Annotated in this window: 21 protein-coding genes; 9 read left to right on the top strand and 12 right to left on the bottom strand. The window is 70.1% G+C overall.

Annotated features, from left to right (window positions below; translation table 11 throughout):
* Positions 1-112: 112 nt before the first annotated feature.
* Positions 113-1,375: a cell division protein PerM gene (locus ACZK5D_RS04545; protein ID WP_463664424.1), complete on the bottom strand. Its 1,263-nt coding sequence runs from the start codon at positions 1,373-1,375 to the stop codon at positions 113-115.
* 100 nt (positions 1,376-1,475) lie between these two features.
* Here ACZK5D_RS04545 and ACZK5D_RS04540 point away from each other — a divergent pair, with 100 nt between their 5' ends.
* Entirely contained in the window at positions 1,476-3,080 is a 1,605-nt protein-coding gene (locus ACZK5D_RS04540) for a hypothetical protein (RefSeq protein ID WP_463664423.1), read from the top strand.
* Positions 3,081-3,254: 174 nt separating this feature from the next.
* Here ACZK5D_RS04540 and sucD read toward each other — a convergent pair whose 3' ends face one another.
* Positions 3,255-4,157, bottom strand: coding sequence for a succinate--CoA ligase subunit alpha (gene sucD, locus ACZK5D_RS04535; protein WP_463664422.1), 903 nt, complete (start codon positions 4,155-4,157; stop codon positions 3,255-3,257).
* Between the two features lie 7 nt (positions 4,158-4,164).
* On the bottom strand, positions 4,165-5,340 hold the full coding sequence (gene sucC / locus ACZK5D_RS04530; protein WP_463664421.1) for an ADP-forming succinate--CoA ligase subunit beta: 1,176 nt from the start codon (positions 5,338-5,340) through the stop codon (positions 4,165-4,167).
* A gap of 244 nt (positions 5,341-5,584) precedes the next feature.
* On the opposite strand from sucC, the gene ACZK5D_RS04525 reads away from it, so the two are divergent.
* A complete protein-coding gene (locus ACZK5D_RS04525) occupies positions 5,585-6,589 on the top strand; it encodes a M23 family metallopeptidase (RefSeq protein WP_458996342.1) in 1,005 nt (334 codons plus the stop codon).
* 16 nt (positions 6,590-6,605) lie between these two features.
* On the opposite strand, the gene pcrA is transcribed toward ACZK5D_RS04525, so the two are convergent.
* Entirely contained in the window at positions 6,606-9,026 is a 2,421-nt protein-coding gene (gene pcrA, locus ACZK5D_RS04520; protein ID WP_458996341.1) for a DNA helicase PcrA, read from the bottom strand.
* A 58-nt stretch (positions 9,027-9,084) separates the two neighbouring features.
* Here pcrA and ACZK5D_RS04515 point away from each other — a divergent pair, with 58 nt between their 5' ends.
* Positions 9,085-10,317, top strand: coding sequence for a phospholipase D-like domain-containing protein (locus ACZK5D_RS04515; RefSeq protein WP_463664420.1), 1,233 nt, complete (start codon positions 9,085-9,087; stop codon positions 10,315-10,317).
* A 4-nt stretch (positions 10,318-10,321) separates the two neighbouring features.
* Here the strand turns inward: ACZK5D_RS04515 and ACZK5D_RS04510 are convergent, their stop codons facing one another.
* Positions 10,322-10,663 carry a hypothetical protein gene (locus ACZK5D_RS04510; protein ID WP_463664419.1) on the bottom strand — a complete coding sequence of 114 codons (342 nt, stop codon included), beginning with the start codon at positions 10,661-10,663 and terminating at the stop codon, positions 10,322-10,324.
* Between the two features lie 107 nt (positions 10,664-10,770).
* Between ACZK5D_RS04510 and ACZK5D_RS04505 the strand changes: the two genes are divergently transcribed.
* Positions 10,771-11,034, top strand: coding sequence for a GlsB/YeaQ/YmgE family stress response membrane protein (locus tag ACZK5D_RS04505; protein WP_463664418.1), 264 nt, complete (start codon positions 10,771-10,773; stop codon positions 11,032-11,034).
* A 90-nt stretch (positions 11,035-11,124) separates the two neighbouring features.
* Here the strand turns inward: ACZK5D_RS04505 and ACZK5D_RS04500 are convergent, their stop codons facing one another.
* Together ACZK5D_RS04500 and ACZK5D_RS04495 are read right to left on the bottom strand one after the other, a co-directional pair.
* Entirely contained in the window at positions 11,125-11,784 is a 660-nt protein-coding gene (locus ACZK5D_RS04500; RefSeq protein WP_463664417.1) for a LuxR C-terminal-related transcriptional regulator, read from the bottom strand.
* Positions 11,781-13,031 (bottom strand): ATP-binding protein, encoded by a 1,251-nt coding sequence (locus ACZK5D_RS04495; RefSeq protein WP_463664416.1) that lies wholly within the window; start codon positions 13,029-13,031, stop codon positions 11,781-11,783. Before ACZK5D_RS04495 ends, ACZK5D_RS04500 begins: the two co-directional genes overlap by 4 nt.
* 136 nt (positions 13,032-13,167) lie before the next feature.
* On the opposite strand from ACZK5D_RS04495, the gene ACZK5D_RS04490 reads away from it, so the two are divergent.
* The 3 genes from ACZK5D_RS04490 to ACZK5D_RS04480 are packed head-to-tail and all read left to right on the top strand — an operon-like array spanning position 13,168 to position 14,755.
* Positions 13,168-14,292, top strand: coding sequence for a PspC domain-containing protein (locus ACZK5D_RS04490; RefSeq protein ID WP_463664415.1), 1,125 nt, complete (start codon positions 13,168-13,170; stop codon positions 14,290-14,292).
* Positions 14,289-14,486 (top strand): hypothetical protein, encoded by a 198-nt coding sequence (locus ACZK5D_RS04485; RefSeq protein ID WP_458996334.1) that lies wholly within the window; start codon positions 14,289-14,291, stop codon positions 14,484-14,486. Before ACZK5D_RS04490 ends, ACZK5D_RS04485 begins: the two co-directional genes overlap by 4 nt.
* Positions 14,483-14,755 carry a PspC domain-containing protein gene (locus ACZK5D_RS04480; protein WP_463664414.1) on the top strand — a complete coding sequence of 91 codons (273 nt, stop codon included), beginning with the start codon at positions 14,483-14,485 and terminating at the stop codon, positions 14,753-14,755. The genes ACZK5D_RS04485 and ACZK5D_RS04480 overlap by 4 nt, the downstream gene beginning before the upstream one ends.
* A 9-nt stretch (positions 14,756-14,764) precedes the next feature.
* Here the strand turns inward: ACZK5D_RS04480 and guaA are convergent, their stop codons facing one another.
* Positions 14,765-16,318: a glutamine-hydrolyzing GMP synthase gene (gene guaA / locus ACZK5D_RS04475; protein ID WP_463664413.1), complete on the bottom strand. Its 1,554-nt coding sequence runs from the start codon at positions 16,316-16,318 to the stop codon at positions 14,765-14,767.
* A gap of 86 nt (positions 16,319-16,404) precedes the next feature.
* Between guaA and cysK the strand changes: the two genes are divergently transcribed.
* Positions 16,405-17,334: a cysteine synthase A gene (cysK, locus tag ACZK5D_RS04470; RefSeq protein ID WP_463664412.1), complete on the top strand. Its 930-nt coding sequence runs from the start codon at positions 16,405-16,407 to the stop codon at positions 17,332-17,334.
* A 72-nt stretch (positions 17,335-17,406) separates the two neighbouring features.
* Positions 17,407-18,240: an NAD-dependent epimerase/dehydratase family protein gene (locus tag ACZK5D_RS04465; RefSeq protein WP_463664411.1), complete on the top strand. Its 834-nt coding sequence runs from the start codon at positions 17,407-17,409 to the stop codon at positions 18,238-18,240.
* Here the strand turns inward: ACZK5D_RS04465 and ACZK5D_RS04460 are convergent.
* From ACZK5D_RS04460 to guaB, 4 genes are read right to left on the bottom strand one after another with little or no spacing between them, the layout of a single operon-like run.
* Positions 18,233-19,408, bottom strand: coding sequence for an FAD-dependent oxidoreductase (locus ACZK5D_RS04460; RefSeq protein ID WP_463664410.1), 1,176 nt, complete (start codon positions 19,406-19,408; stop codon positions 18,233-18,235). The genes ACZK5D_RS04465 and ACZK5D_RS04460 overlap by 8 nt on opposite strands.
* A 4-nt stretch (positions 19,409-19,412) precedes the next feature.
* Positions 19,413-19,706 carry a chorismate mutase gene (locus ACZK5D_RS04455; RefSeq protein WP_458996328.1) on the bottom strand — a complete coding sequence of 98 codons (294 nt, stop codon included), beginning with the start codon at positions 19,704-19,706 and terminating at the stop codon, positions 19,413-19,415.
* A 15-nt stretch (positions 19,707-19,721) separates the two neighbouring features.
* A complete protein-coding gene (locus ACZK5D_RS04450) occupies positions 19,722-20,822 on the bottom strand; it encodes a GuaB3 family IMP dehydrogenase-related protein (protein WP_463664409.1) in 1,101 nt (366 codons plus the stop codon).
* Positions 20,823-20,841: 19 nt separating this feature from the next.
* The gene (gene guaB, locus ACZK5D_RS04445) at positions 20,842-22,347 is read right to left on the bottom strand and encodes an IMP dehydrogenase (RefSeq protein ID WP_463664538.1); all 1,506 of its coding nucleotides are present in this window, start codon (positions 22,345-22,347) and stop codon (positions 20,842-20,844) included.
* Between the last annotated feature and the right edge of the window lie 133 nt (positions 22,348-22,480).

Genomic DNA, 22,480 nt, shown 5'->3' with positions numbered 1-22,480 from the left:
CGGGCGGGATGAGATGGCGCCACTACATCTGGTGCGTGTACTTGACGTACATATCCAGATGAAGGGGCGTCAGGTCGCCCGTTCCGGTGCGCCGCAGCGAGGACATGATTGATCAGGGTTCCCTAAGGGTGGGCGTCTCCGGGTCCGTCGGGGCCGGAGGGCGGCGGACGAGGCCCAGGATCAGGCCCGCCGCCATGCCCGCGAGCCCCAGCAGCGTCGGGGCGAACACGGCGAGCGCCCCGACCCGCGCCCCCACGTGGGCCAACCGGTCGGAGCCGAGCCCGCCCGAGCCCAGTGCGGCGGCCACCGTGACCGCAAGCCCGGCCGCCACCCCGGCCAGCCCACCCACCAGGGCCGTCTGGTCGAAGCGCGCCCTCGGCCGCGCCCAGGCGACCGCGAGGCCCGCCACCGCCCCGGCGGCTACGCCCACCAGCAGCCACCAGTAGGACGCCGGCGAGGTCTCCGCGCCGACGCTCACCAGGCCGAACGCGGGGATCGCGGGGAGGAGACCGACGTCGCTGGTGGACATGCTGACCAGCGACCCGTCGCCGAGGGTGACGCCCGCGCCCAGCATCCAGGACGCACAGGCCAGCAGCAGGTTGGGCAGGTAGATCAGGTGCAGGGCCACGAGCAGCACGAGCCCCACGACGCCGCCGTCGAGACCCTCCACGATCGCGGTGACGGTGTCGCGGCCGTTCACCAGGGCCACGACGAGTACCGCGGAGGACCCGGCGAGCACCGTCAGCAGCGCCGCACCGAGAGCCCGTGGTACCGCCCGGAGCCAGTCGGGCCAGTCCGTCGTCGGGTCGTGGGCCACCCCACGGGAGGCTCCCCAGAAGCCGGCCACCACGCCGACGGCGAGGCCGCCCATCGCCGCCCGGGGGGACGCGACCCCGATCGACGCGGACAGCAGGAACACGGCCGCCGCGTACACCCCGGCGAAGGTCCCGCCCACGCGAAGCACGATCGCCCCCGTGTCGGCCCAGATCCCGCCGGTCACGTCCGGGTCGCCCCATTGACGTGCCGCCCGCCTGGCCGCCTGGGCGGCGACGGGAAGTGCCAGGAAGACGAGCGCACCGGTCAGGCCCAGGGGCGCCATCGAGACCCGGATCCCGCCGATCTCCGAGGGCGCCCCGTGCGCGGCCAGCAGGACGCGGGTCGACGCCTGAAGCGCGCTGGAGAGCTGCGCATCGGGCGAGGCCAGCCATCCCACCGCGGCGAAGGCGCCGAGCACGATCCACCCGGCCAGGAGCACGGCGACGGGCCCACCCACCGCGACGAGATACCAGGGCCACGGCCACTCGCGGGGGGCTGAAGGGGCGGGCGAATCGATGTCGACCGCGACCGTGCGATGCCCCGGGGTGCCTGTCGCCATCACTGTCGTTTCCCCCTCTAGATCCACGCGTGCTTTGTCGGCGGCGGTAGGGTGGCCCCACGAAAGCCGCAGTGGCACACCGATGGGAGGTGACCCGGGAATGCCTGATGATCAGCCGCGTCGGCCCCGGAGGGCCTGGCAGCCCGACGAGGACACCTCCTCCCCGACGGTCATGGACGATACCTCAGGCGACGACATCTTCCGCCCGCGACGCGGCTCCGCCGCTGATCCGGCGGCCTTCGCACTCGGGGATGAGCCCGCCGCTCCGCTGGGCGAGACGCCCATCCCTGCCCCGGTCTTCCCCCACTCCGCCGGCGAGTACGCCGACAGCCCCAGCCCCGCTCCCCGGCGCTCCGCGCTGTCCTCGCTCACACCCGTCGGAGCCGAGGAGGACATCCCCGCGGCCCGGCCCCAGGCTCTACGCCCAGGGCTCGCGCGCTGGATCGTCGGAGGGGTCGTGGGCGCGCTCGTGGTGGGGCTCATCGCCTTCGCGGTCTCGCGCGGCGGGCAGCCCACGGACCCGGCCAGCCCGTCTCCGAACGTGACTGCCAGCGCCTCGGGCAGCGCCACGGCCGTCCCGGCCGCCACCGTCGACGATCTGCTCACAGGCGAGGACCTGGCTGGTGTCGCGCCGGCCGCCTCCTGGGCGGTCACCAGCACCACCACGGAGGCCTCGGAGCACGAGGGGCGGGTGGCCTGCCTGAGCACCGAGGACGCCGAGCAGAATCCCACCGCCTCCCTCCAGCGCACCCTGGCCACCTCGGACGAGGACCAGCTGGCGGCGCTGCACCGGATCGAGACCTACGCCTCCCCGGCCGCCGCCCAGCAGGTCGTCGCCAACCGGACCGCCGCGCTCTCGAGCTGCGACGAGATCCCGGCACGGATCGTGCGTTCCACCGCGGTCGAGGGTCTGGGGGACGAGTCGTTCCAGATCTCCGTGGTGTTCGAGGACATTCCCGCGCAGTTCCACACGCTGCTCCTGACCCGCGTGGGCAGCTCCGTCCAGATCCTCGATCTGACGCGTGCGAGCGGCCCGCTCGAGGCTGAGCTGGTGGCCGCGTCGCTGGCGCGGCCCCAGGCCGCTCTGTGCACCGTCGAAGGCGCCACGTGCGCAGAGACCGTCACCACCACACCCGCCGTCGTGCCCCCCGTCGAGCCCTACGGCTGGTTGATCCCCTCAGACCTGGCCAGGGTCCGGGGAGGCGCCGGGCGGTGGACCGCCTCGGAGCCCACGGACCTGACGAGCGGAGGCATGGGCTGCGAGAACATGACGCTGGCCAGCGAGCCGGGCCCCACCGAAAGGCAGCAGGCCACCTACCTGCTGACGCAGGATGATCAGGCCCCCAGCACGTTCGGCCTGGACTCGCTGCGGTTCGTCTTCGCCGACGCCGCGGCCGCCACCGCCTTCTCCACCAAGCTGGGCAACGCCATCGCCACCTGCAAGGACCGCGTCAACACCGCCACGGTCGCGGAGCTGCCTGCGGTCGCGGGCACCGGAGAGGGGGGCGTGGCCACCTCGACGCGCATCTTCAGCGTCACGCAGGCCACCGCCGACAACGCGGCGATCCCCTACCAGCTGCTGGTCAGCACCGCCGGCACCCGGGTGGCCTACACCATCGTGACCGTCACGGACGCGTTCAAGTACACGGACGCCCAGCTCGCCGAGCTCGCCGCCCGCATCCCGGTGCGCGCCAGCCAGGGCTGACGCGCACCGGCGGGGTCACACCAGGAGGGTGCTGAACAATGCTTCCTCCGGCGAGGACGCATCAGGCGGGATGAGATACGGCCCCCAGATCTTGTGAGCGTATTGGACATACTCGTCAAGATATGGGGGTGGTAGATCGCCCGATCTGGTGCGCCGCAGCCGAGGAATGATTGTTCAGCGGTCTCCCAGAGCGTGCCGGAGGTGCGCGATGGCGTCGCGGGCCAGGGCGGCGGTCAGTGAGGGGGTCTCCCCCACCAGTACGCCGGCGGCCTCGAGCGCCTCCTTCTTCGCCGCCGCCGTGCCGGAGGACCCGGTGATGATGGCGCCGGCGTGGCCCATCGTCTTTCCGGGCGGCGCGGTGAACCCGGCCACATAGCCGACGACGGGCTTGGTGATGTGATCTGCGATGTAGGCCGCGGCCCGCTCCTCGGCGTCGCCGCCGATCTCGCCGATCATGACGATGATGTCGGTGTCAGGGTCCTCCTCGAACTCCTGCAGCACGTCGATGTGGCGGGTGCCCACCACCGGGTCCCCACCGATCCCGACGGCCGTGGAGAATCCGTGGTCCCGCAGCTCATACATCATCTGATAGGTCAGGGTGCCGGACTTGGAGACCAGGCCGATGCGCCCCGGGCCGGAGATGTGGGCGGGGATGATGCCCACGTTGGACTTGCCGGGGGAGATCAGGCCCGGGCAGTTGGGCCCGATGATCCTGGTCGCCGAGCCGCGAGCGGCGTGGTGGAACTCCACCGAGTCGTGCACCGGGATCCCCTCGGTGATCACCACGCACAGCCCGATCTCGGCCTCGATCGCCTCGAGGACCGCCGCCTTGGCGAACTTCGGGGGCACGAACACCACCGACACGTCCGCGTGCGTCGCGGCAACGGCCTCGACCATGGATCCGAACACCGGCACGGGGTCCTCCTCGAACAGGACGGCCTCCCCCGCCTTGCCGGGGGTCACGCCGCCGACGATGCGGGTGCCGGACATGATCATGCGCTGGGTGTGCTTCCGGCCTTCCTTGCCGGTCATGCCCTGGACGAGGACGCGCGAAGACTGGTTGATGTAGATCGACATGCTTGCCTCAGATTCCTTCCGCGGCGAAGCGGGCCGCCGCGCGCGCCGCCTCGTCCATGGTGTTCTTGACCGTGATCATGGGGTGCCTCGCCTCGGCGAGGATTGCCTTGCCGACGTCGACGGAGTTGCCGTCGAGACGCACCACGATGGGGAGGCGGGCCTCCTCGCCGAGCATGTCGAGCGCGTTGACGATGCCGTTGGCCACGTCGCTGCACGCGGTGATCCCGCCGAAGATGTTGACGAACACGCTCTTGACCTGAGGGTCGCTCATGATGATGCGCAGGCCGTTGGCCATCACGCTGGCCGATGCGCCGCCCCCGATGTCGAGGAAGTTGGCCGGGCGCGGCGTGCCGGGAAGCTCGGCGCCGGCGGCGGCCACCACGTCGAGGCTGCTCATCACGAGCCCCGCGCCGTTGCCGATCACGCCGATGCTGCCGTCGAGCTTGACGTAGTTGAGGTCCAGCTCGCGGGCCTGGCGCTCAAGGTCGACGTCCCCAGTGCTGTCCTGGTACTGCGCCCACTCGGGATGCCGGAAGTCCGCGTTGGAGTCCAGCGTCACCTTGCCGTCCAGCGCGATGATGTCCCCCGAGCCCGTCCTGACCAGAGGGTTGACCTCCACGAGCGTGGCGTCGGACTCCTTGAAGACCCGCCACAGCTTCTTCAGCACCTCGATCACCCCTGCGTGGTCGGCGGGGAGGAAGCCCGCCTCCGCGACGATCCGCTGGGCCACCGCCCCGGAGATCCCCTCGACCGGGTCGAGCTCCATCTTGAGCAGCGCCTCTGGGCGTTCGACGGCGAGGGTCTCGATGTCCATGCCGCCCTCGATGCTGCACATGGCGAGGAACCCGCCGGCGGTGCGGTCGAGCAGGATGGAGAAGTAGAACTCCTCGGCGATGTCGGCGCCCGGGCTGATCATCACCGTCTCGACGATGTGGCCCTTGATGTCGAGGCCGAGGATCTCGCCGGCGGTCTTCAGAACGGCCTCCTCGCCCCGGGCCAGCTTCACGCCGCCGGCCTTCCCACGCCCGCCGGTGCGCACCTGCGCCTTGATCACCACGAGGTCTGCGCCCAGCTCGGCGTAGGCCGAGCGGGCCTCCTCAGGGGTGGTGGCGATGCGGCCGGGGAGGACCGGGACGTCGAACTTCTCGAACAGATCGCGCGCTTGATACTCCAGGAGATCCACGTTGGTCCTTACGTTGGTCGATCAAACTCCGCCAGACTACCCGGACGGCTTCGCCACCGGAAGGCCTCGACGCCGGAGTAGCCGGTCACCTCACGTGGTCTCGAGACGGCCCTCGCCTCGCGGCTCGGGCCTCCTCGACCTGGCTCATCATGTCCGCAGGCGGACATGATGAGCTCAATTTTGAGAGAATCCTGAGAACTGTTAAGGTTTCTCACGGAAGCCGCCAGACATCCAGAGGAGCCCGGTGAACGACGACACTTCAGTGCGCAACGCCCGTCGCGCAGCAGAGCTGTTCGACGACGTTGTCGAGATCGACGCTCACCCCGCCCGCCGCTCCACCGCTCCCCGCTTCGCCGTCAGCCGGCGCATCCTCGCGCTCGGCGTGGCCGGTGCGCTGTCGGTGAGCGCCCTGTTCGCCTTTGCCTTCACCTCGCGCGACAACGTCGACACCGCCGGTGAGTCCCTCGACGCGGCCGTCCCCGCCGCCGCTGCCTCCGCGGCCGCCGCCGGCTTCGCCGACCGCTCGCAGGAGGTCAGCCGGTCCGCCGTGCGGTCCAACCTGAGCGAGGCCGTCGCCGACGAGAACGCCAAGCAGCGCGAGGCCGCCCTCGGCGCCTCCGTCGAGTCCGCCGCCGAGGCCGAGTGGATGACCAGCTCCACCGAGCGCCAGCGCCTCATGGACGAGGACCTCGCCCTGGTCGCCGCCCAGAGCGCCAAGCTGAAGAAGGAGGCCGAGGAGGCCGCCAGGCGCCTGGAGGAGGCCAAGAAGGCCGCCGCCGCGGCAGCGGCCGGCAAGGCGAACCTCACCTCCGAGGACGTCACCAACCTCACCACCAAGGGCGGCTCGATGCCGGTCAAGTCCAACTACCGCATCGGCGCCGGCTTCGGCGCCACCGGCAGCTGGTCGCGCTACCACACGGGCCAGGACTTCCCCGCCCCCGTCGGCACCCCGATCTACGCGGCGGCCGCGGGCGTCGTGCTCAGCCCCACCGCCGGCGGCTGGGCGGGCATCAACGTGGTCATCCAGCACAGCAACGGCGGATCCACCCTGTACGCCCACATGAGCCGCAAGGTGGTCAGCTCCGGCCAGACCGTGAAGCCCGGCCAGCTGATCGGCTACGTCGGCACCACCGGACGCTCCTTCGGCGCCCACCTGCACTTCGAGTACTACAAGCCCGGCGTGACCCCCGGCGACGTGTACTCGGCCTCTAACCCGATGACCTTCCTCCGGTCGCTCGGCGTCAGCTGAGCGGGCCGGCGAGGCTCTAGAGCTTCTCCATCGGGGCGTGCTTGAGGCTGAGCCGCTTCGCACCGGCCGAGCCGAAGTCCACGTCCACCTTCGTGGCGTCGCCCACCCCGTGCACCGCCAGGACCGTGCCCATGCCGAAGCTGGCGTGCAGCACCCGGTCGTCCACCGCGACACTCATCACCGTCCGCACCGACCCGGTGCCTGAGCCGAAGCTCTGCACCGACGCGGACGTCTGCCGGTTGCGGGTGGCAGCCGAGCTGGCCCACGTCGTGGTCGCGGCCCCGGTCCGACGCCAGTCCAGCACGTGTGCCGGCACCTCCTCGAAGAACCGCGACGGCGGGTTGTACTGCGGCGCGCCGAACACCACCCGCACCTGCGATCGGCTGAGGTAGAGGCGCTTGCGTGCCCTGGTGATCCCCACGTAGGCGAGCCGTCGCTCCTCCTGCAGCTCGGCCGGGTCTGTCAGCGCGCGCATGTGGGGGAACATGCCCTCCTCCATGCCCGTGAGGAACACCGTGTCGAACTCCAGCCCCTTGGCCGTGTGCAGGGTCATCAGCGTCACGACGCCCTTGCCCTCCTCGTGGTCCGGGACCTGATCGGAGTCCGCGACCAGCGCGATGCGCTCCAGGAACGCCGCGAGCGAGTCGTCGGGCTCCGGCATTCCGGCCACCAGCCCTGACTCGACGCCGCCCTCGTCGAGGTCGACCGTGTTGGCCGCCGCCACGAACTCCGCCGCGACGGAGACCAGTTCGATGAGGTTCTCGATGCGGGTGAGGTCCTGCGGGTCGGTCGACGCCTCCAGCTCGGGGAGGTAGCCCGACTGCTTGAGGATCGAGGTCAGCACCTCGTCGGCCGGCCTGCCCTGAGCGACCATGGCCCGGTGCAGGTTCATCAGGTCGACGAAGCCCTGGATCTGCTTGGCGGACCTCGACGCCAGGCCCGGGGCCTCGGCGGCACGCTGCAGCGCGTCGAAGAAGCTGATCCGCTCGGCCGAGGCGAGGGTGGAGACCGCCGCGACCGCGCGGTCCCCGATGCCGCGCTTGGGCACGTTGAGGATCCGCCGCATGGAGACGTCGTCGGCGGGGTTGACGATGGCACGGAGGTAGCCGATGGCGTCGCGGATCTCGCGGCGCTCGTAGAACCGCACGCCGCCCACCACCTTGTAGGGCATGCCGACGCGGATGAACACCTCCTCGAAGGCACGCGACTGGGCGTTGGTGCGGTAGAACACCGCGGTGTCGCCGTACTGCGACTGGCCCGCGTCGCTCAGCCTGTCGATCTCGTCGGCCACGAACTGCGCCTCGTCGGTCTCCGTGTCGGCGACCCAGCCCACGATGAGCTCACCCTCTCCGAGGTCCGACCACAGCCGCTTGTCGCGGCGGCCCTCGTTGCGGGCGATCACCGAGTTCGCGGCCGTGAGCACGTTCTGCGTGGACCGGTAGTTCTGGTCGAGCACCACGGTGCGGGCGCCGGGGAAGTCCGCCTCGAAGTCCATGATGTTGCGGATGGTGGCCCCGCGGAAGGCGTAGATGGACTGGTCCGAGTCCCCCACCACCATCAGCTCGGCCGGCTCGACCAGCGGCGAGCCCTCCACCACGCCGGCCACGTCGCCCGCGCACAGCTCCCGCACCAGCGCGTACTGGGCGTGGTTGGTGTCCTGGTACTCGTCGACCAGCACGTGCCTGAACCGGCGGCGGTACTTCTCGCGCACGTCCGGGAAGGCCTGGAAGAGGTGCACGGCGGTCATGATGAGGTCGTCGAAGTCCAGCGCGTTGGCCGCGACCAGCCTCGACTGGTAGTCGGCGTAGGCCGCGGCGTACACCTTCTGAGGCGGGGAGGCCGCCTCCAGCGAGGCCCTCTCGTAGTCGATCAGCTCGTTCTTGAAGTTGCTGACGGCGTTCATCACCGCGCGCACCGGGTATCTCTTCGGGTCGAGCTCCTGGTCGCGGCACACCAGCGACATGAGGCGCTTCGAATCGGTGTCGTCGTAGATCGAGAAGGTCTTGCTGATGCCGAAGCGGTCGATGTCCTGCCGCAGGATGCGCACGCACGCCGAATGGAACGTCGAGACCCACATGAGCTTGGCCCGGTTGCCCACCAGCTCCACCACGCGTTCGCGCATCTCCGCGGCGGCCTTGTTGGTGAACGTGATGGCCAGGATGGATCCGGGATGCACGTCGCGTTGAGACACCAGGTGCGCAATCCTGCGGGTCAGCACCCGGGTCTTGCCCGATCCGGCCCCGGCCACCACCAGCACCGGGGAACCGGCGTGGAGCACGGCCTCACGCTGTGGCGGGTTGAGCCCCTCCAGCAGCTGTTCCTCGCTGACCTTCCTGGCCGAGGCATGCCTCTGGGGGCGCTCCTCGCCGGAGCGCTCGCGGGGCGGCTCGTCGGGTTGGAAGACGGCGAACAGATCGGGGAACAGTGAGTCACTCATGTCAGCGGCCAAGACTACCGTCCGCCCGGCGCCCGCCCCCGCCGATATGCTGGCGGGCATGCGTGACGCCTTTGCACGGGGGAGGGTCATCCTCGGCCGCCTCACCACTGCCGTGCTGCTGCTCCAGATCCTCTCCATGGTTGCCCTCACGCTCGTGGAGTCCCTGCGGAAGAAGAAGCGCAAGCTCCGCAAGTTCCCCATCACCAGGCCCGAGCCCATCGACGTCTCGGGCGACGAGGTGACGGTCTACACCTACGGCGAGCACGTCTTCGACGCCATGATCGAGGCCATCGACGGGGCCGAGGACCACGTGTTCTTCGAGACCTACATCTGGAAGGGCGACGCCGAAGGCGTCCGCTTCCGCAGCGCCCTGGCGAGGGCGGCCGAGCGCGGCGTGCGGGTGTACGTCGTGTGGGACGAGTTCGCCAACATGGTGGTGCCGCGCAGGTTCTACCGCGCCATCCCGGCCACCATCAACACCATGCCGCACCCGGCGTTCCCGCTGCCCTGGTCTCCCCGCAGCTGGGGCCGGGACCACCGCAAGCTCCTCACCGTCGACGGCCGGATCGGGTTCATCGGCGGGTACAACATCGGCTCGCTGTACGCCACGGGGTGGCGCGACACGCACGCAAGGGTCGTCGGGGAGGGCGTCGCCGAGCTGGAGAACGCGTTCGTCGACTTCTGGAACATGCACCCCAGCAAGGTCCGGGACCGGATCGAGCTGGAGACCCCGCGCGAGTGGGAGCCCACCGTCCGCGTGCACCGCAACACGCCCCGGATCCAGGTCTATCCCATCCGCAACATGTACCTCGAGGCCATCGACCGGGCCAGCCACCACATCTGGCTCACCCACGCCTATCTCATCCCGGACGACGACCTCGTGGGAGCCCTGCGCGACGCGGTGCGGCGCGGCGTGGACGTGCGCATCATCGTGCCGGCGCGCTCGAACCACGTGGTCGCCGACTGGTTGTCGCGCGGCTTCTACACCGAGCTCCTGCACTCGGGCATCAGGCTGTTCCTCTACCAGGGGGCCATGGTGCACTCGAAGACGGCCACCATCGACGGGAAGTGGTCGACGATCGGCACCGCCAACCTTGACCGGCTGAGCCTCCTCGGCAACTACGAGGTGAACCTCGAGATCACAGACGAGGACGTGGCCACCTACATGGAGGACGTCTTCCTCACCGACGAGTCGAACTGCATCGAGGTGAGCGAGGAGCGGTGGCGCGAGCGCTCGATAGTCGCGAAGGGCACGGAGATGTTCCTCAGCCCCTGGCGCCCCCTGTTCTGACCGCTCAGACGAGGACCGCGACGGCGGTGTTGGCAAGGGTCAGCCCGAGGATGGCCCAGAACTGGCCGTCCGGCAGCGCCTCCTTGCGGCGGTTGGCGAACACCAGCGCCGCGATCACGACGAGGACCGCCAGCTTGATGCCGACCTTGAGGTGGTTGACCGGCCCGTCGCCCATCTCCGCCAGGCCCACCAGCAGCAGACCCGTGACCAGCTGGGTCAGTGCGCCGTGCACCATGGCCGCGTTGACCAGGCGCGTCGGCCCCTTGAGCTGCACGAAAGCGCCGCCGAACAGCGCGGCGAAACCGACAAGATGTAGTAGAACAAGCAGGTCATGAATCAATTCCATGTCATGAGGCTATCTCACCTGGGGTAACACCCGAATTTGCCCCGAGTTCACCCGGAATAATGGGGCCCCGAGTTGTCCGACGGCTCATTCTGGTGCATCCTGGACATATGGGAACAATCATTGCTTACATCGTCATCGGCCTCCTCGGCGGGGCCATCGCCAAGGCCATCCTTCCCGGCCGCCAGGGGGGCGGCTGGTTGGTCACCATCCTGCTGGGCATCGCCGGCGCGCTGCTGGGCGGCTTCCTGGGCGGCCTGATCTTCAACGTCTCGTACTCGGACATCTTCTCCGTGTCGGGCCTGATCTTCTCCGTCCTCGGCGCCCTGCTCATCCTGGTCATCTACGGCTGGATGCAGAAGCGCAAGGCCTGAGGCCTCGCCACATCAACGAGAAAGGGGCGGTGCCGGATTGCATTCCGGCACCGCCCCTTTCATGTTGCTTTTTTCAGGTTCGGATCAGCTTCAGATCAGGTGCCGATCCGTGGCCCACTTGGTCAGTTGATGGCGATTTGACAATTGCAGTTTCCGCAGCACCGATGACACGTGGGTCTCCACCGTCTTGATCGAGATGAAGAGCTCGCGGGCGACCTCCTTGTACGAATAGCCCCGGGCGATCAGCTTCAACACCTCGCGCTCCCGGGTGCTCAGCCGGTCCAGTTCCTCGTCGATGCTCGACATGTCGACCGCGCCCGAGAAGGCGTCCAGGACAAAACCCGCCAAGCGCGGCGAGAACACGGCATCACCCGCCGCCACGCGGGTCATCCCTTCCAGGAGTTCGTCCGAGCTGATCGACTTGGTCACGTAACCTCGTGCCCCGGCCCGGATCACCCCGATCACATCCTGGGCGGCGTCAGAGACGGACAAGGCGAGAAACTTCACCTGGGGGTTGACCGGCAGCACCTGCTTGATCACCTCGGCCCCGCCACCCCCGGGCAGGTGCACGTCCAGGAGGACGACGTCCGGCGCGGTCCGCACAATGGCCGCCACGGCGCTCGCGACGTCCTTGCCTTCACCGACCACCTCGCAGTGCGGCCCGATCTCGTGGCGGACGCCAGCCCGGAACATGGCGTGGTCGTCGACGATCACCACCCGCAGCGGCTGCGTTCCGGCCGGTTCACTCATCCTCTGATCTCCACCTTCACCTCGGTGCCCTCGTCGGGCCCCGAGCGGATGGTGGCGCTGCCACCGTAGCGTTCCATCCGGGCCCTGATCGATTCTCGCACGCCCATCCTGCCCTCAGGAACGGAGTCGGGATCGAAGCCCGTGCCGCGGTCGCGGATGAACACCTCGATGTGCCCCTCGTCCACCTCGGCATAGACGTCCACCCGCGGAGCCCCCGAGTGTTTGGCCGCGTTCGTGACCGCCTCGCCGACGGCCAGCACCAACGCCTCGACACGGTCGTTGACCTCTGCGTCCCCGACGCACACTAATTCCACGTCAACGGGGAAGTCCGCCTCGACGTCCGCCACCACCTCCCGCAGCGCGGAGCGCAGCGACGAGGCGCGGGTGGACTCGCCGTACAGCCAGGTGCGCAGTTCGCGCTCCTGGCGTCTCGCGAGGGCGGCGACCGTGGGTGCGTCGGCGGCCTGCCTCTGGATGAGTGCCAAGGTCTGGAGAACGGAGTCGTGCAGGTGGGCGGCCATGTCGGCGCGGGCCTCGGCCCGTAGCCTCTCGGCGTCGGCCTGCCGTAGGCGGCCGCGCTGCTGGTAGAGCCAGGGTGCCGCGACCACCAGCAGCCCCGCGAGGAGGACGCCGGAGGCTCCCAGGACGCCCGGCAGCTGGGCGAGCCCCACCTGCGTGGCGAGGATCCAGCTGGTGCCCGCGCCCACCAGGAACAGTCCGCCGACGAGCCGCACCACGCTCATCACGCCCCCGCCCCGGGTGACGCGTGCCCACAGGCCGGCCCGTGCGCTCCGCGGGGTGACCCGCTCGTCGACCTGCAGCCAGATCACGATGACGCCGGTGCCGCCGATCACCATGGGCCAGAACAGTCCGGTGGGGATCACCCCGCCTGACACGAACAGCCACAGGAGCCCGACGACCGTCATACCCCCGGCGACGAGGAGCCCCGAGTCCGGCATCGCCGGCTGCTCCAGGCGCCTGGGGCGCATCCCGGTCCGGGAGGCCGATTCCAGCCCGACCGCCTCGTCGCCGGCGGCCACACGGGGCATCAACACCCAGAGGGCGCCATAGGCCAGCACCCCCGCCCCCGAGAACAGCGACAGGACCAGGAACGCGAGGCGGACATGGGCCACCCGGACGCCCAGATGCCCCGCCAGCCCGGCCGCGACACCGGCGATCACCCGGCCGTCAGGCTGACGGCGCAGCGGCGCGCGCGGGGGCGCGGGCGGAACCGGCAGCTGTGTCATGCCACCCAGCCTGACACGCCGGGACCGGGCGGGCCAGCCGTCGCGGCCCTTTCCAGGGTTGCCAGGGCGCCATCTCAGGTGCCCCTCAGGGGGTCACCCGATGGAAGGACGGCCCCCGGGACGGGAGACTGGTGGCATGTCCACTGAGCTTGATCTGGGGTGGCTCGATCCGGGCCTCGGCGCGTTGCAGCGTCAGGAGTCCGGCATGGGCTCGGGCCTGTGCCGCGCCATCGCGACGCGGATGGGCATCGACGTGGTGCTGGTCCGGGTGGCGTTCGCGCTGCTGGCCCTCAGCGGCGGCCTCGGTGTCGCCCTGTACGCCTGGGGCACGGCGCTGACCCCCGGCGCCTCGGGGGTCCGCCCCATCCACTCCCTGCTGCCCTCCTTCGACGGCTGGAGCCCCACCGCTCAGAAGGCAGCGGTCATCCTGACGTCGCTCGCCGGCGTCAGCCTGGTCAGCTCCGTCACCCCGCTGCCGTGGGGGCCGGGCGTCATCCTGGTGGCCCTGTTCGTCCTCGCTCGCAGGGGCCGCCTGGGGCGCACGTGGCCGCAGACGACCCCGGCGCCGCCGTCGCCGCAGTCACGTCACGTCGCCAGCGATGAGGACCTGGTCGCGCAGTGGCGTCTCCGCATGAGCTCTGCGGCAGGGTCCGCTCGTGGCCCGGAGCCCCTGCCGGTCGTCGATCTCTACTCGGCCGAGCCTGCCGTGTCACGCCCCGGCGCCCCCCGGCCCAAGGCCGCGTGGCTGATCGGCGTCGGCATCCTGGGCGTCGCGGCCGCGGCAGGCACCGTCGCGGCCCTCGTCCTGGGCAGCCCGATGCTGGGACTGGGCGCGGCGCTGATCGCCGGGGGTTCGCTGACGGCGCTCTACGCGGCCGTGACCCGCACCAGGCGGGTGCCCCGCCCCCTGCTGGTCGGGCTGGTCCTCGCGATGGTCGCCGCGGGGTGGCTGGCTCCGCGGGCCGCGTGGCCGTCCGAGGCGCCTTTGCCCGAGGCGGCCGTCATGACGGTCCGGACCGTCGGCGACGAGCGCGTCATCGACCTGCGCGCCGAGGATCTTGCGGGCATCGACGAGGTGCGCATCGAGGCCATCGCCTCCGACGTCACCGTCCTCCTTCCCGGCCCTCCGCTGTCCGTCACCTCCAACGAGCTGCTCAGCGATGTCACCGTCGATACGGGCACCTCCACCGCCGCGCCGCTCGATTTCGCCGTCACGGTTGACGCGACGCTCTCGGCGGTCACACTGGAGGAAAGATCATGAACCGCCCACCCCTCGATCTGGCCGCCCTGGCCGTCGGCCTCGCCGCCGTCGGCTTCGGGATCGTGCTGATCGTCGCCCCGAGCCTCTCCGCCCCCTTTGTCCAACCGATCCTCGCCGTCATCCTCGTGGCCGCAGGCACGATCGGTCTTCTCTCCTCCCGCGGCCGCACGAATTCCCGAAAGGAACTCCCATGAAGCTCACCCGTCCCAGCTCCGGTGCCATGATCGGCGGCGTCTGCGCAGGCATCGCGCGTTACCTCAACGTGGATGTGACGATCATCAGGATCGCCTTCGTCCTCATCGCCGTCTTCGGCGGCAGCGGCATCCTGGCCTACCTCATCCTCTGGGCCGTCATGCCCAAGGACGAGGGCGGCTCACTGGCCGAGGAAGGATTCGACAAGGCGCGCCAGTGGTACGACACCCGCAAGAACGACACCCCCAAGGAGCCCCCGTACAACATCTGAGCCGCGGGGCTACTCCCACTCGATGGTGCCCGGCGGCTTGCTCGTCACGTCGACGACCACCCGGTTGACCTCGGGGCACTCGTTGGTGATCCGCGAGGAGATCTTCTCGATCACCTCGTAGGGCAGCCTGGCCCAGTCCGCGGTCATGGCGTCGTCAGAGACCACCGGGCGCAGGACGATGGGATGGCCGTACGTGCGGCCGTCCCCCTGCACCCCGACGGACCTGACGTCCGCGAGGAGCACCACGGGGAACTGCCAGATCGCCCGCTCGAGCTTGGCCTCGGCCAGCTCGTGGCGGGCGATCGCGTCCGCCTGGCGCAGGATGTCCAACCGGTGCTCGGTGACCTCCCCGATGATCCGGATGGCCAGCCCGGGGCCGGGGAACGGGTGCCTCCAGACCATCTCCTCCGGCAGACCCAGCTGCTCCCCGACGGCGCGCACCTCGTCCTTGAACATCTGGCGCAGCGGCTCGATGAGGGTGAACTGGAGGTCGTCGGGCAGTCCGCCCACGTTGTGGTGGCTCTTGATGTTGGCGGTGCCCTCACCGCCACCGGACTCCACCACGTCCGGGTAGAGGGTGCCCTGCACGAGGAAGTCGACGCCCCGCTCGCCTGCCAGGTCCCGCGCCGCCGCCTCGAAGGTGCGGATGAACTCTCGGCCGATGATCTTGCGCTTCTCCTCCGGATCCGTGACGCCGGCCAGCGCCCCCAGGAACCTCTCCCGCTCGTCCGCGACGACCAGGTCCACACCCGTGGCCGCGACGAAGTCCTGCTTCACCTGCTCCGCCTCGCCTTCGCGCAGCAGTCCATGGTCGACGAAGACGCAGGTGAGCTGCGAGCCGACCGCCCGCTGAACGAGAGCGGCCGCGACGGCGGAATCAACCCCGCCCGACAGGCCACACAACACGTGGCGGTCCCCCACCTTGGCGCGCACCGCGTCGATGCTCTCGGTGACCATGTTCTCGGCGGTCCAGTCCGGGGAGAGCCCCGCGATGTTGAACAGGAAGTGCTCCAGCACCTGCTGGCCCCACTGCGAATGCATCACCTCGGGGTGCCACTGCACGCCGGCCAGCTTGCGCGTGAGGTCCTCGAAGGCCGCGACGGGGGCGCCCGCGGTGCGGGCAAGCACGCGGAAGCCCTTCGGCGCCCGGCTGACCGAGTCCCCGTGACTCATCCAGACGTTCAGCGTGTTGGGGAGGCTCCCCAACAGGCATCCGCCGTCGTGGATGGACAGAGAGGTGCGGCCGTACTCGCGCTGCCCCGTCTTGGCGACGGTGCCGCCCAGCGCCTGGGCCATCACCTGGAAGCCGTAGCAGATGCCCAGCACCGGGATGCCGGCATCAAGGATGCGAGTGTCCAGCCTGGGTGCGCCCTCCTCGTACACCGACGACGGCCCGCCGGAGAGGATGATGGCGGCCGGACGCAGCGCGAGGATGGCGTCCGCGTCGAGCGCGGAACTGACGATCTCGGAGTACACGGATGCCTCGCGGACGCGACGCGCGATGAGTTGCGCGTACTGCGCCCCGAAGTCGACGACGAGAACCTTCTCGTGCTGGGCAGTCATGCGGCTGAGTCTATTGCTTTTCCTCCGGGATGCATTTCCGCCCGCGCCGCGGGAATATCCGGGCAGGGGCAGAGGTTGGCCACGGCATGGACATTTACTCTGACGTGACACAGCTCATCGGCCGCACGCCGCTGGTGAAGCTCAACCGCATCGCCGGCGACAACGCGACCGTGCTGGCCAAGCTCGAGTTCTACAACCCGGCCAACTCCGTCAAGGACCGCATCGGTGTGTCGATCATCGACGCGGCTGAGGCCTCCGGCCAGCTGCAGCCCGGCGGGACCATCGTCGAGGGCACCTCCGGCAACACGGGCATCGCGCTGGCCATGGTGGGCGCTGCCCGCGGCTACAAGGTGGTGCTGACCATGCCGGAGACGATGTCGCTGGAGCGGCGCGCCCTGCTCAAGGCCTACGGGGCAGAGCTCGTGCTGACGCCCGGCCCGCAGGGCATGCGCGGCGCGGTGGAGAAGGCCGAGGAGATCGCGGCTGAGCGCGGCGGCGTGCTCGCCCGACAGTTCGCGAACCCGGCCAATGTCGAGATCCACCGCAAGACCACGGCGGAGGAGATCTGGAACGACACCGACGGCACCGTCGACATCGTCGTCGCAGGCGTCGGCACCGGCGGCACCATCACGGGCGTCGGCCAGGTGCTCAAGGAGCGCAAGCCCGAGGTCAAGATCGTGGCCGTGGAGCCGCAGGAGTCGCCCATCCTGTCGGGCGGCCAGCCCGGCCCGCACAAGATCCAGGGCATCGGCGCCAACTTCGTGCCGGAGATCCTTGACCGCTCGGTCATCGACGAGGTGCTTCCCCGCAACATCGATCAGGCTGTCGAGTTCGCGCGCCGCGCGGCCCAGGAGGAGGGCCTGCTGGTGGGCCTGTCCTCGGGTGCGGCCCTGTCGGCTGCCATCGAGGTGGCGGCCCGCCCCGAGAGCGCCGGGAAGACCATCGTGGTGATCATCCCGTCGTTCGGCGAGCGCTACCTCTCCACCGTCCTGTTCGAGGGCCTGCTCGAGAAGTGAGCCGACGGTGAGGGGGCGTCCCCGCGTGCGGGGCGCCCCCTCACCATGTCCCCGCGACCCTAGACTGGCGCCATGCGCATCGTCATCACCGGAGCCTCCGGCAAGGCCGGCCAGGCCACCCTCCGCCACTTCCTCGACACCGCCCACGAGATCGTCGCCACTGACGTCGCCGGCCGCCCGGACTGGTACGGCGGCAGGTTCTACCGCGCGGACCTCACGCAGTTCGGCGAGGCCATGGACGTGCTCGCCGGGGCGGACGCCGTCATCCACCTGGCCAACATCCCGGCCGACTGGATCCACACCGATTCGCACACGCTCAACGCCAACATGGCGATGAACAACAACGTGTTCATGGCCGCGTGGAAGCTGGGGCTCAAGCGTGTCGTCTACGCCTCGAGCGAGACCACGCTGGGGTTGCCGTTCGACGAGGTGCGCTACGTCCCGGTCGACGAGGACCACTACCCCCTCCCGAACTCGACGTACTCGTTGTCGAAGGTGATGACGGAGACCATGGCCGAGCAGGTGTCGCGGTGGGCGGGCATCCCATTCATCGGGCTGCGGCTCTCCAACATCTTCACAGTCGAGGACTACGCCCAGCAGCCGGCCTTCGCCAAGGATCCCGAGGCCCGACGGTGGAATTTGTTCGGCTACATCGACGCGCGCGACGTCGCCCAGTCCTGCGAGGACGCGCTCACCGCCAGCCTGTCCGGGTCCCACGCTTTCGTGATCGCCGCGGACGACATCATCCTCGACATGCCCAGCCGGGAGGCGCTGGCCGTGATCCACCCGGGCCTCGAGGTGCCCGACAGCGTCGGCGAGTTCGGCACCCTACTCAGCAACCGGGCCGCGAAGGAGCAGATGGGCTTCGCCCCGAAGCACTCCTGGCGCGACGAGGTGATCAGCTGATCGCCTGCGCGGCGCGTTCCCCGGAGGCCAGGGCGTCCTGGATGGAGGCTCCCGGCAGGTCGTCGGCCACCGCCACCCTCGCCCCGACGGGTGTCAGTGCGTGCGCCCCGGGCGGCATCGCGGGGAGCGCCTGCGCGATGTCGTGGCGCACCAGCAGGCGCCACTGTGTGTGGTCGCCGCCGAGCACACCGGCGGCCTCCCTGGCGGCGTGGGAGTCGTCGAGCCCGTGAGGGCCGACGGCGCTGGCCTGGATGAGGTGCTGCCCGGCCGGGGCGTAGGACGGCACCACGTTGGACTGGACGCAGGCGTTGGCCAGGCGTGCGCCGTCGCGCAGGTCGAGGTGCAGGAAGGGCGAGCGGGTGGGCGCCTCGTCCGCCGCGAACCACCAGGTGGTCACCCCGAGCATCGCCGGCCCCGGAAGGCCCAGCAGCGCGGCATTCCCAGGCGGCCCCGCCGCCAGCACCACGGCATCCGCCCGCTCCTCGGATCCGTCAGCCAGGTGTACGGAGATCCCAGCTGACCCGGGGATCACCGCGGTGACCCGGCCGCCGAGCCGGATCCGGCCCTTGAGCGCCTCGGCGAGCTGCAGCGGAACGGCCGCCATGCCCTGGGCGGGAACCCCAGGGGTGGAGAGGGCGAAGAACCCCGCCAGGCGCCTCACCTGGGCCGCCGATGTGATCCCGGAGGCATCAAGGGTGACGCCGGCGAAGAACCGCTCCACGGCGCGACGGATGGTGGGCGAGAACCCGGCGGCGTCAAGCGATCCGCTGAGGGTGGCGTCGCGCCCCCCGGAGGCCCGCAGCCAGCGGGCCACTGCGCCGAGGTCTGCACCGGTGAGAGGGCCGCGTACCAGGCTGGAGGCGTGCGCGGGGTGGCGGGTGGGGTCAGCCAGGACGGCGAGCCCGTCCTCGGTGCGCAATGCGGCCCCGCGGCCGAAGCGGTGGAGGTCCAGCCTGGCCATGTCCAGCGCGCGACGGGCGGCCGGGTAGAGCGGGTTGAGCAACTGGAAGCCGCGGTCGAGGCGGAAGCCGTCCACCACGTCCGTGGCGACGCGCCCGCCGACCGCGTGCGAGGCCTCGAGGACCACCGCGTCCTGGCCCGTGGCCACCAGGAGCCCCGCGGCCCTGAGGCCGGCCAGCCCCGCGCCGACGACGACGATTCGCGCCATGGGCTCAGCCCTCCCCTCGAGCGATCTTGTCGTGGTGCCGGACCACCTCGGCGACGATGAAGGTGAGGAACTTCTCCGCCAGTTCCGGGTCCAGGTCGGCGTCGACCGCGAGCGCCCGTAGCCGGGCGATCTGCTGCGCCTCCCGCACGGTGTCCGCGGCGGGCAGGCCCGCCCGGGCCTTGAGCTCCCCCACCCGTTGCGTGACCTTGAAGCGCTCGGCCAGGAGATGGATGAGGGCGGAGTCCATGTTGTCGATGCTTCCGCGCAGGCGCTTCAGCTCTGTCAGTGCGTCGTCCATCGGCGCTCCTCGGGCTCAGTGGAGGATCAGGTCGATCCTCTGGAAGGACTTGAGGTCTGTGTATCCGGTCAGCGCCATCGCCTTGCGCAGGCCACCGGCCAGGTTCATCGTGCCGTCCGGAACCCGCGACGGCCCCAGGACGACCTCCTCCAGCGTGCCGACCTGCTCGAAGAACGAGCGCTCGCCGCGCGGGAGGCGTGCATGCCAGGCCTCGCTGCCCCAGTGCCAGCCGCGGCCCGGGGCCTCGGTCGCCCGGGCGAGCGGAGAGCCCACCATGACGGCGTCCGCCCCGCAGGCGATGGCCTTGGCGATGTCGCCCGACCGCCCAACCGCGCCGTCGGCGAGGATGTGCACGTAACGGCCGCCGGACTCCTCCAGGTAGTCGCGGCGCGCCTCGGCGACGTCCGCCACGGCCGAGGCCATGGGCACCTCGATGCCGAGCACCGACGCGGTCGTGTGGGTCGCTCCGCCGCCGAAGCCGACAAGCACGCCGGCGGCGCCGGAGCGCATCAGGTGCAGCGCGGCGCGGTAGGTGGCGACACCCCCGACGAGCACCGGCACGTCGAAGCGGTAGATGAACTCCTTGAGGTTCAGCGTGTCCTGGCCGCCCACGTGCTCGGCCGAGACGGTGGTGCCTCGAATCACGAAGAAGTCCATGCCCGCCTTCTCCAGCACGGGCGCGAATTCCAGGGTGCGGGCCGGTGACAACGAACCCGCGACGGGGACGCCGGCGGCGCGGATCTCGGCCAGCCGGTCCCGGATCAGCTCGGCCTTGACCGGCTCGGAGTAGATCTCCTGCAGGCGTTTCGTGGCCGTCACCTGGTCCGACTGCTGGGTGATCCGCTCGTACTGCGCCTGAGGGTCCTCGTACCGGGTCCAGAGCCCCTCGAGATTGAGCACGCCGAGCCCACCGAGCTGGCCCATCCGGATGGCAGTGGACGGCGACATCACCGAGTCCATCGGCGCGCCGACGATGGGCACGCCGAAGGAGACCGCGTCGATCTTCCAGCTGAGGTCCACCTCGTCCTCGCCGCGGGTGCGGCGGGCCGGGGCGATGGCCACGTCGTCGAAGGAGTAGGCCTGGCTGGCGCGCTTGCTGCGTCCGAGCTCGTACATGGGGGATTCTCCTTCGGGCTTAGCGCGACCAGTAGTTGGGCGCCTCGGCAGTGAGCTGAATGTCGTGCGGGTGCGATTCTCGCAGACCCGCCGACGTGATGCGCACGAACCGTCCACGCTCCTGGAGCTCCTCGATGGAGCCCGCGCCCGAGTAGAACATCGATTGCCGCAACCCACCCACGAGTTGGTAGGCAACGGCGGCCAGTGGGCCGCGGTAGGCGACCTGGCCCTCGATGCCCTCCGGGATCAGCTTGTCATCTGAGGTGACGTCGCCCTGGAAGTAGCGGTCCTTCGAGTAGGAGGCCTTGCGCCCGCGTGCGGCCATGGCTCCCAGCGAGCCCATTCCGCGGTAGCTCTTGAACTGCTTGCCGTTGATGAACACCAGCTCCCCCGGGCTCTCCTCGCAGCCCGCGAGCAGCGAGCCGAGCATCACCGACGATGCGCCGGCAACGATGGCCTTGGCAATGTCTCCCGAGTACTGGAGGCCACCGTCGCCGATGACCGGTACGCCCGCCGGGCGGCAGGCCCGGGCGGCGTCGTAGATGGCCGTGACCTGGGGCACGCCGACGCCTGCCACGACGCGGGTGGTGCAGATGGACCCCGGCCCCACGCCCACCTTCACCCCGTCCGCGCCGGCCTCCACGAGCGCCTTCGCGCCCGCATAGGTGGCCACGTTGCCCCCGATGATGTCGACGTCGGCGGCCGCGGGCTCGGCCTTGAGCCGCTTGATCATGTCCACGACGCCCTTGGAGTGGCCGTGGGCGGTATCGACGATGAGGACGTCCACGCTCTGCTCCACCAGTGCCATGGCCCTGTCCCACGAGTCACCGAAGAAACCCACCGCCGCCCCCACGCGGAGCCTGCCCTGCGCATCCTTGGCGGCGTTGGGGTACTTGTCCGCCTTGACGAAGTCCTTGAGCGTGATCAGGCCCCGGAGCCTGCCGTCGGCGTCGACGATGGGCAGCTTCTCCACCTTGTGCCGCGCCAGGAGTCCCAGCGCCTCCTCGCCCGAGACCCCGACGGGGGCGGTGACCAGCGGCATGCGCGTCATGACCTCGCCGACGGGGCGGGAGGGATCGTCCTCGAAGCGCATGTCGCGGTTGGTGATGATGCCCACCAGGGTGCCGTCGTCCTCGACGACAGGGGTGCCCGAGATGCGGTAGGTGGCGCAGATCTCGTCCACCTCGCCGATCGTGGCCTGGGGGCTGACGGTGATCGGGTCGCTGACCATCCCGGCCTCGGAGCGCTTCACCTGGTCCACCATCTGCGCCTGGTCCTCGATGGACAGGTTGCGGTGCAGGATACCGATGCCGCCCTCGCGGGCCATGGCGATGGCCATCCGGGACTCGGTGACGGTGTCCATGGCCGCTGACGCCAGGGGTACGTTGAGCCGGACCCGCCGGGTGAGCTGCGTGCCGGTGCTGACCTGCGAGGGGATGATGTCGGACTGGTTGGGCTGCAGCAACACATCGTCGAACGTGAGCCCCAACGCCGCGAAGGGGCGGGGAACTCCTGCTCCGGTCAGTTCGTCTTGCACCGCGTCACCTCTCACTGGTCGGCCTGGCACCCAGAGTCTAGTCCCGCGTGGCAATGACGCCTCACGCACCGGGAACAACGAACGGCGCCCCGGTGACCCGGGGCGCCGTCGACTCGGATGA

Source organism: Tessaracoccus yangjingae (assembly GCF_055326235.1).
Note: the sequence above shows the minus strand (reverse complement) of the source record. Positions and strands in the feature narration are given on the sequence as shown.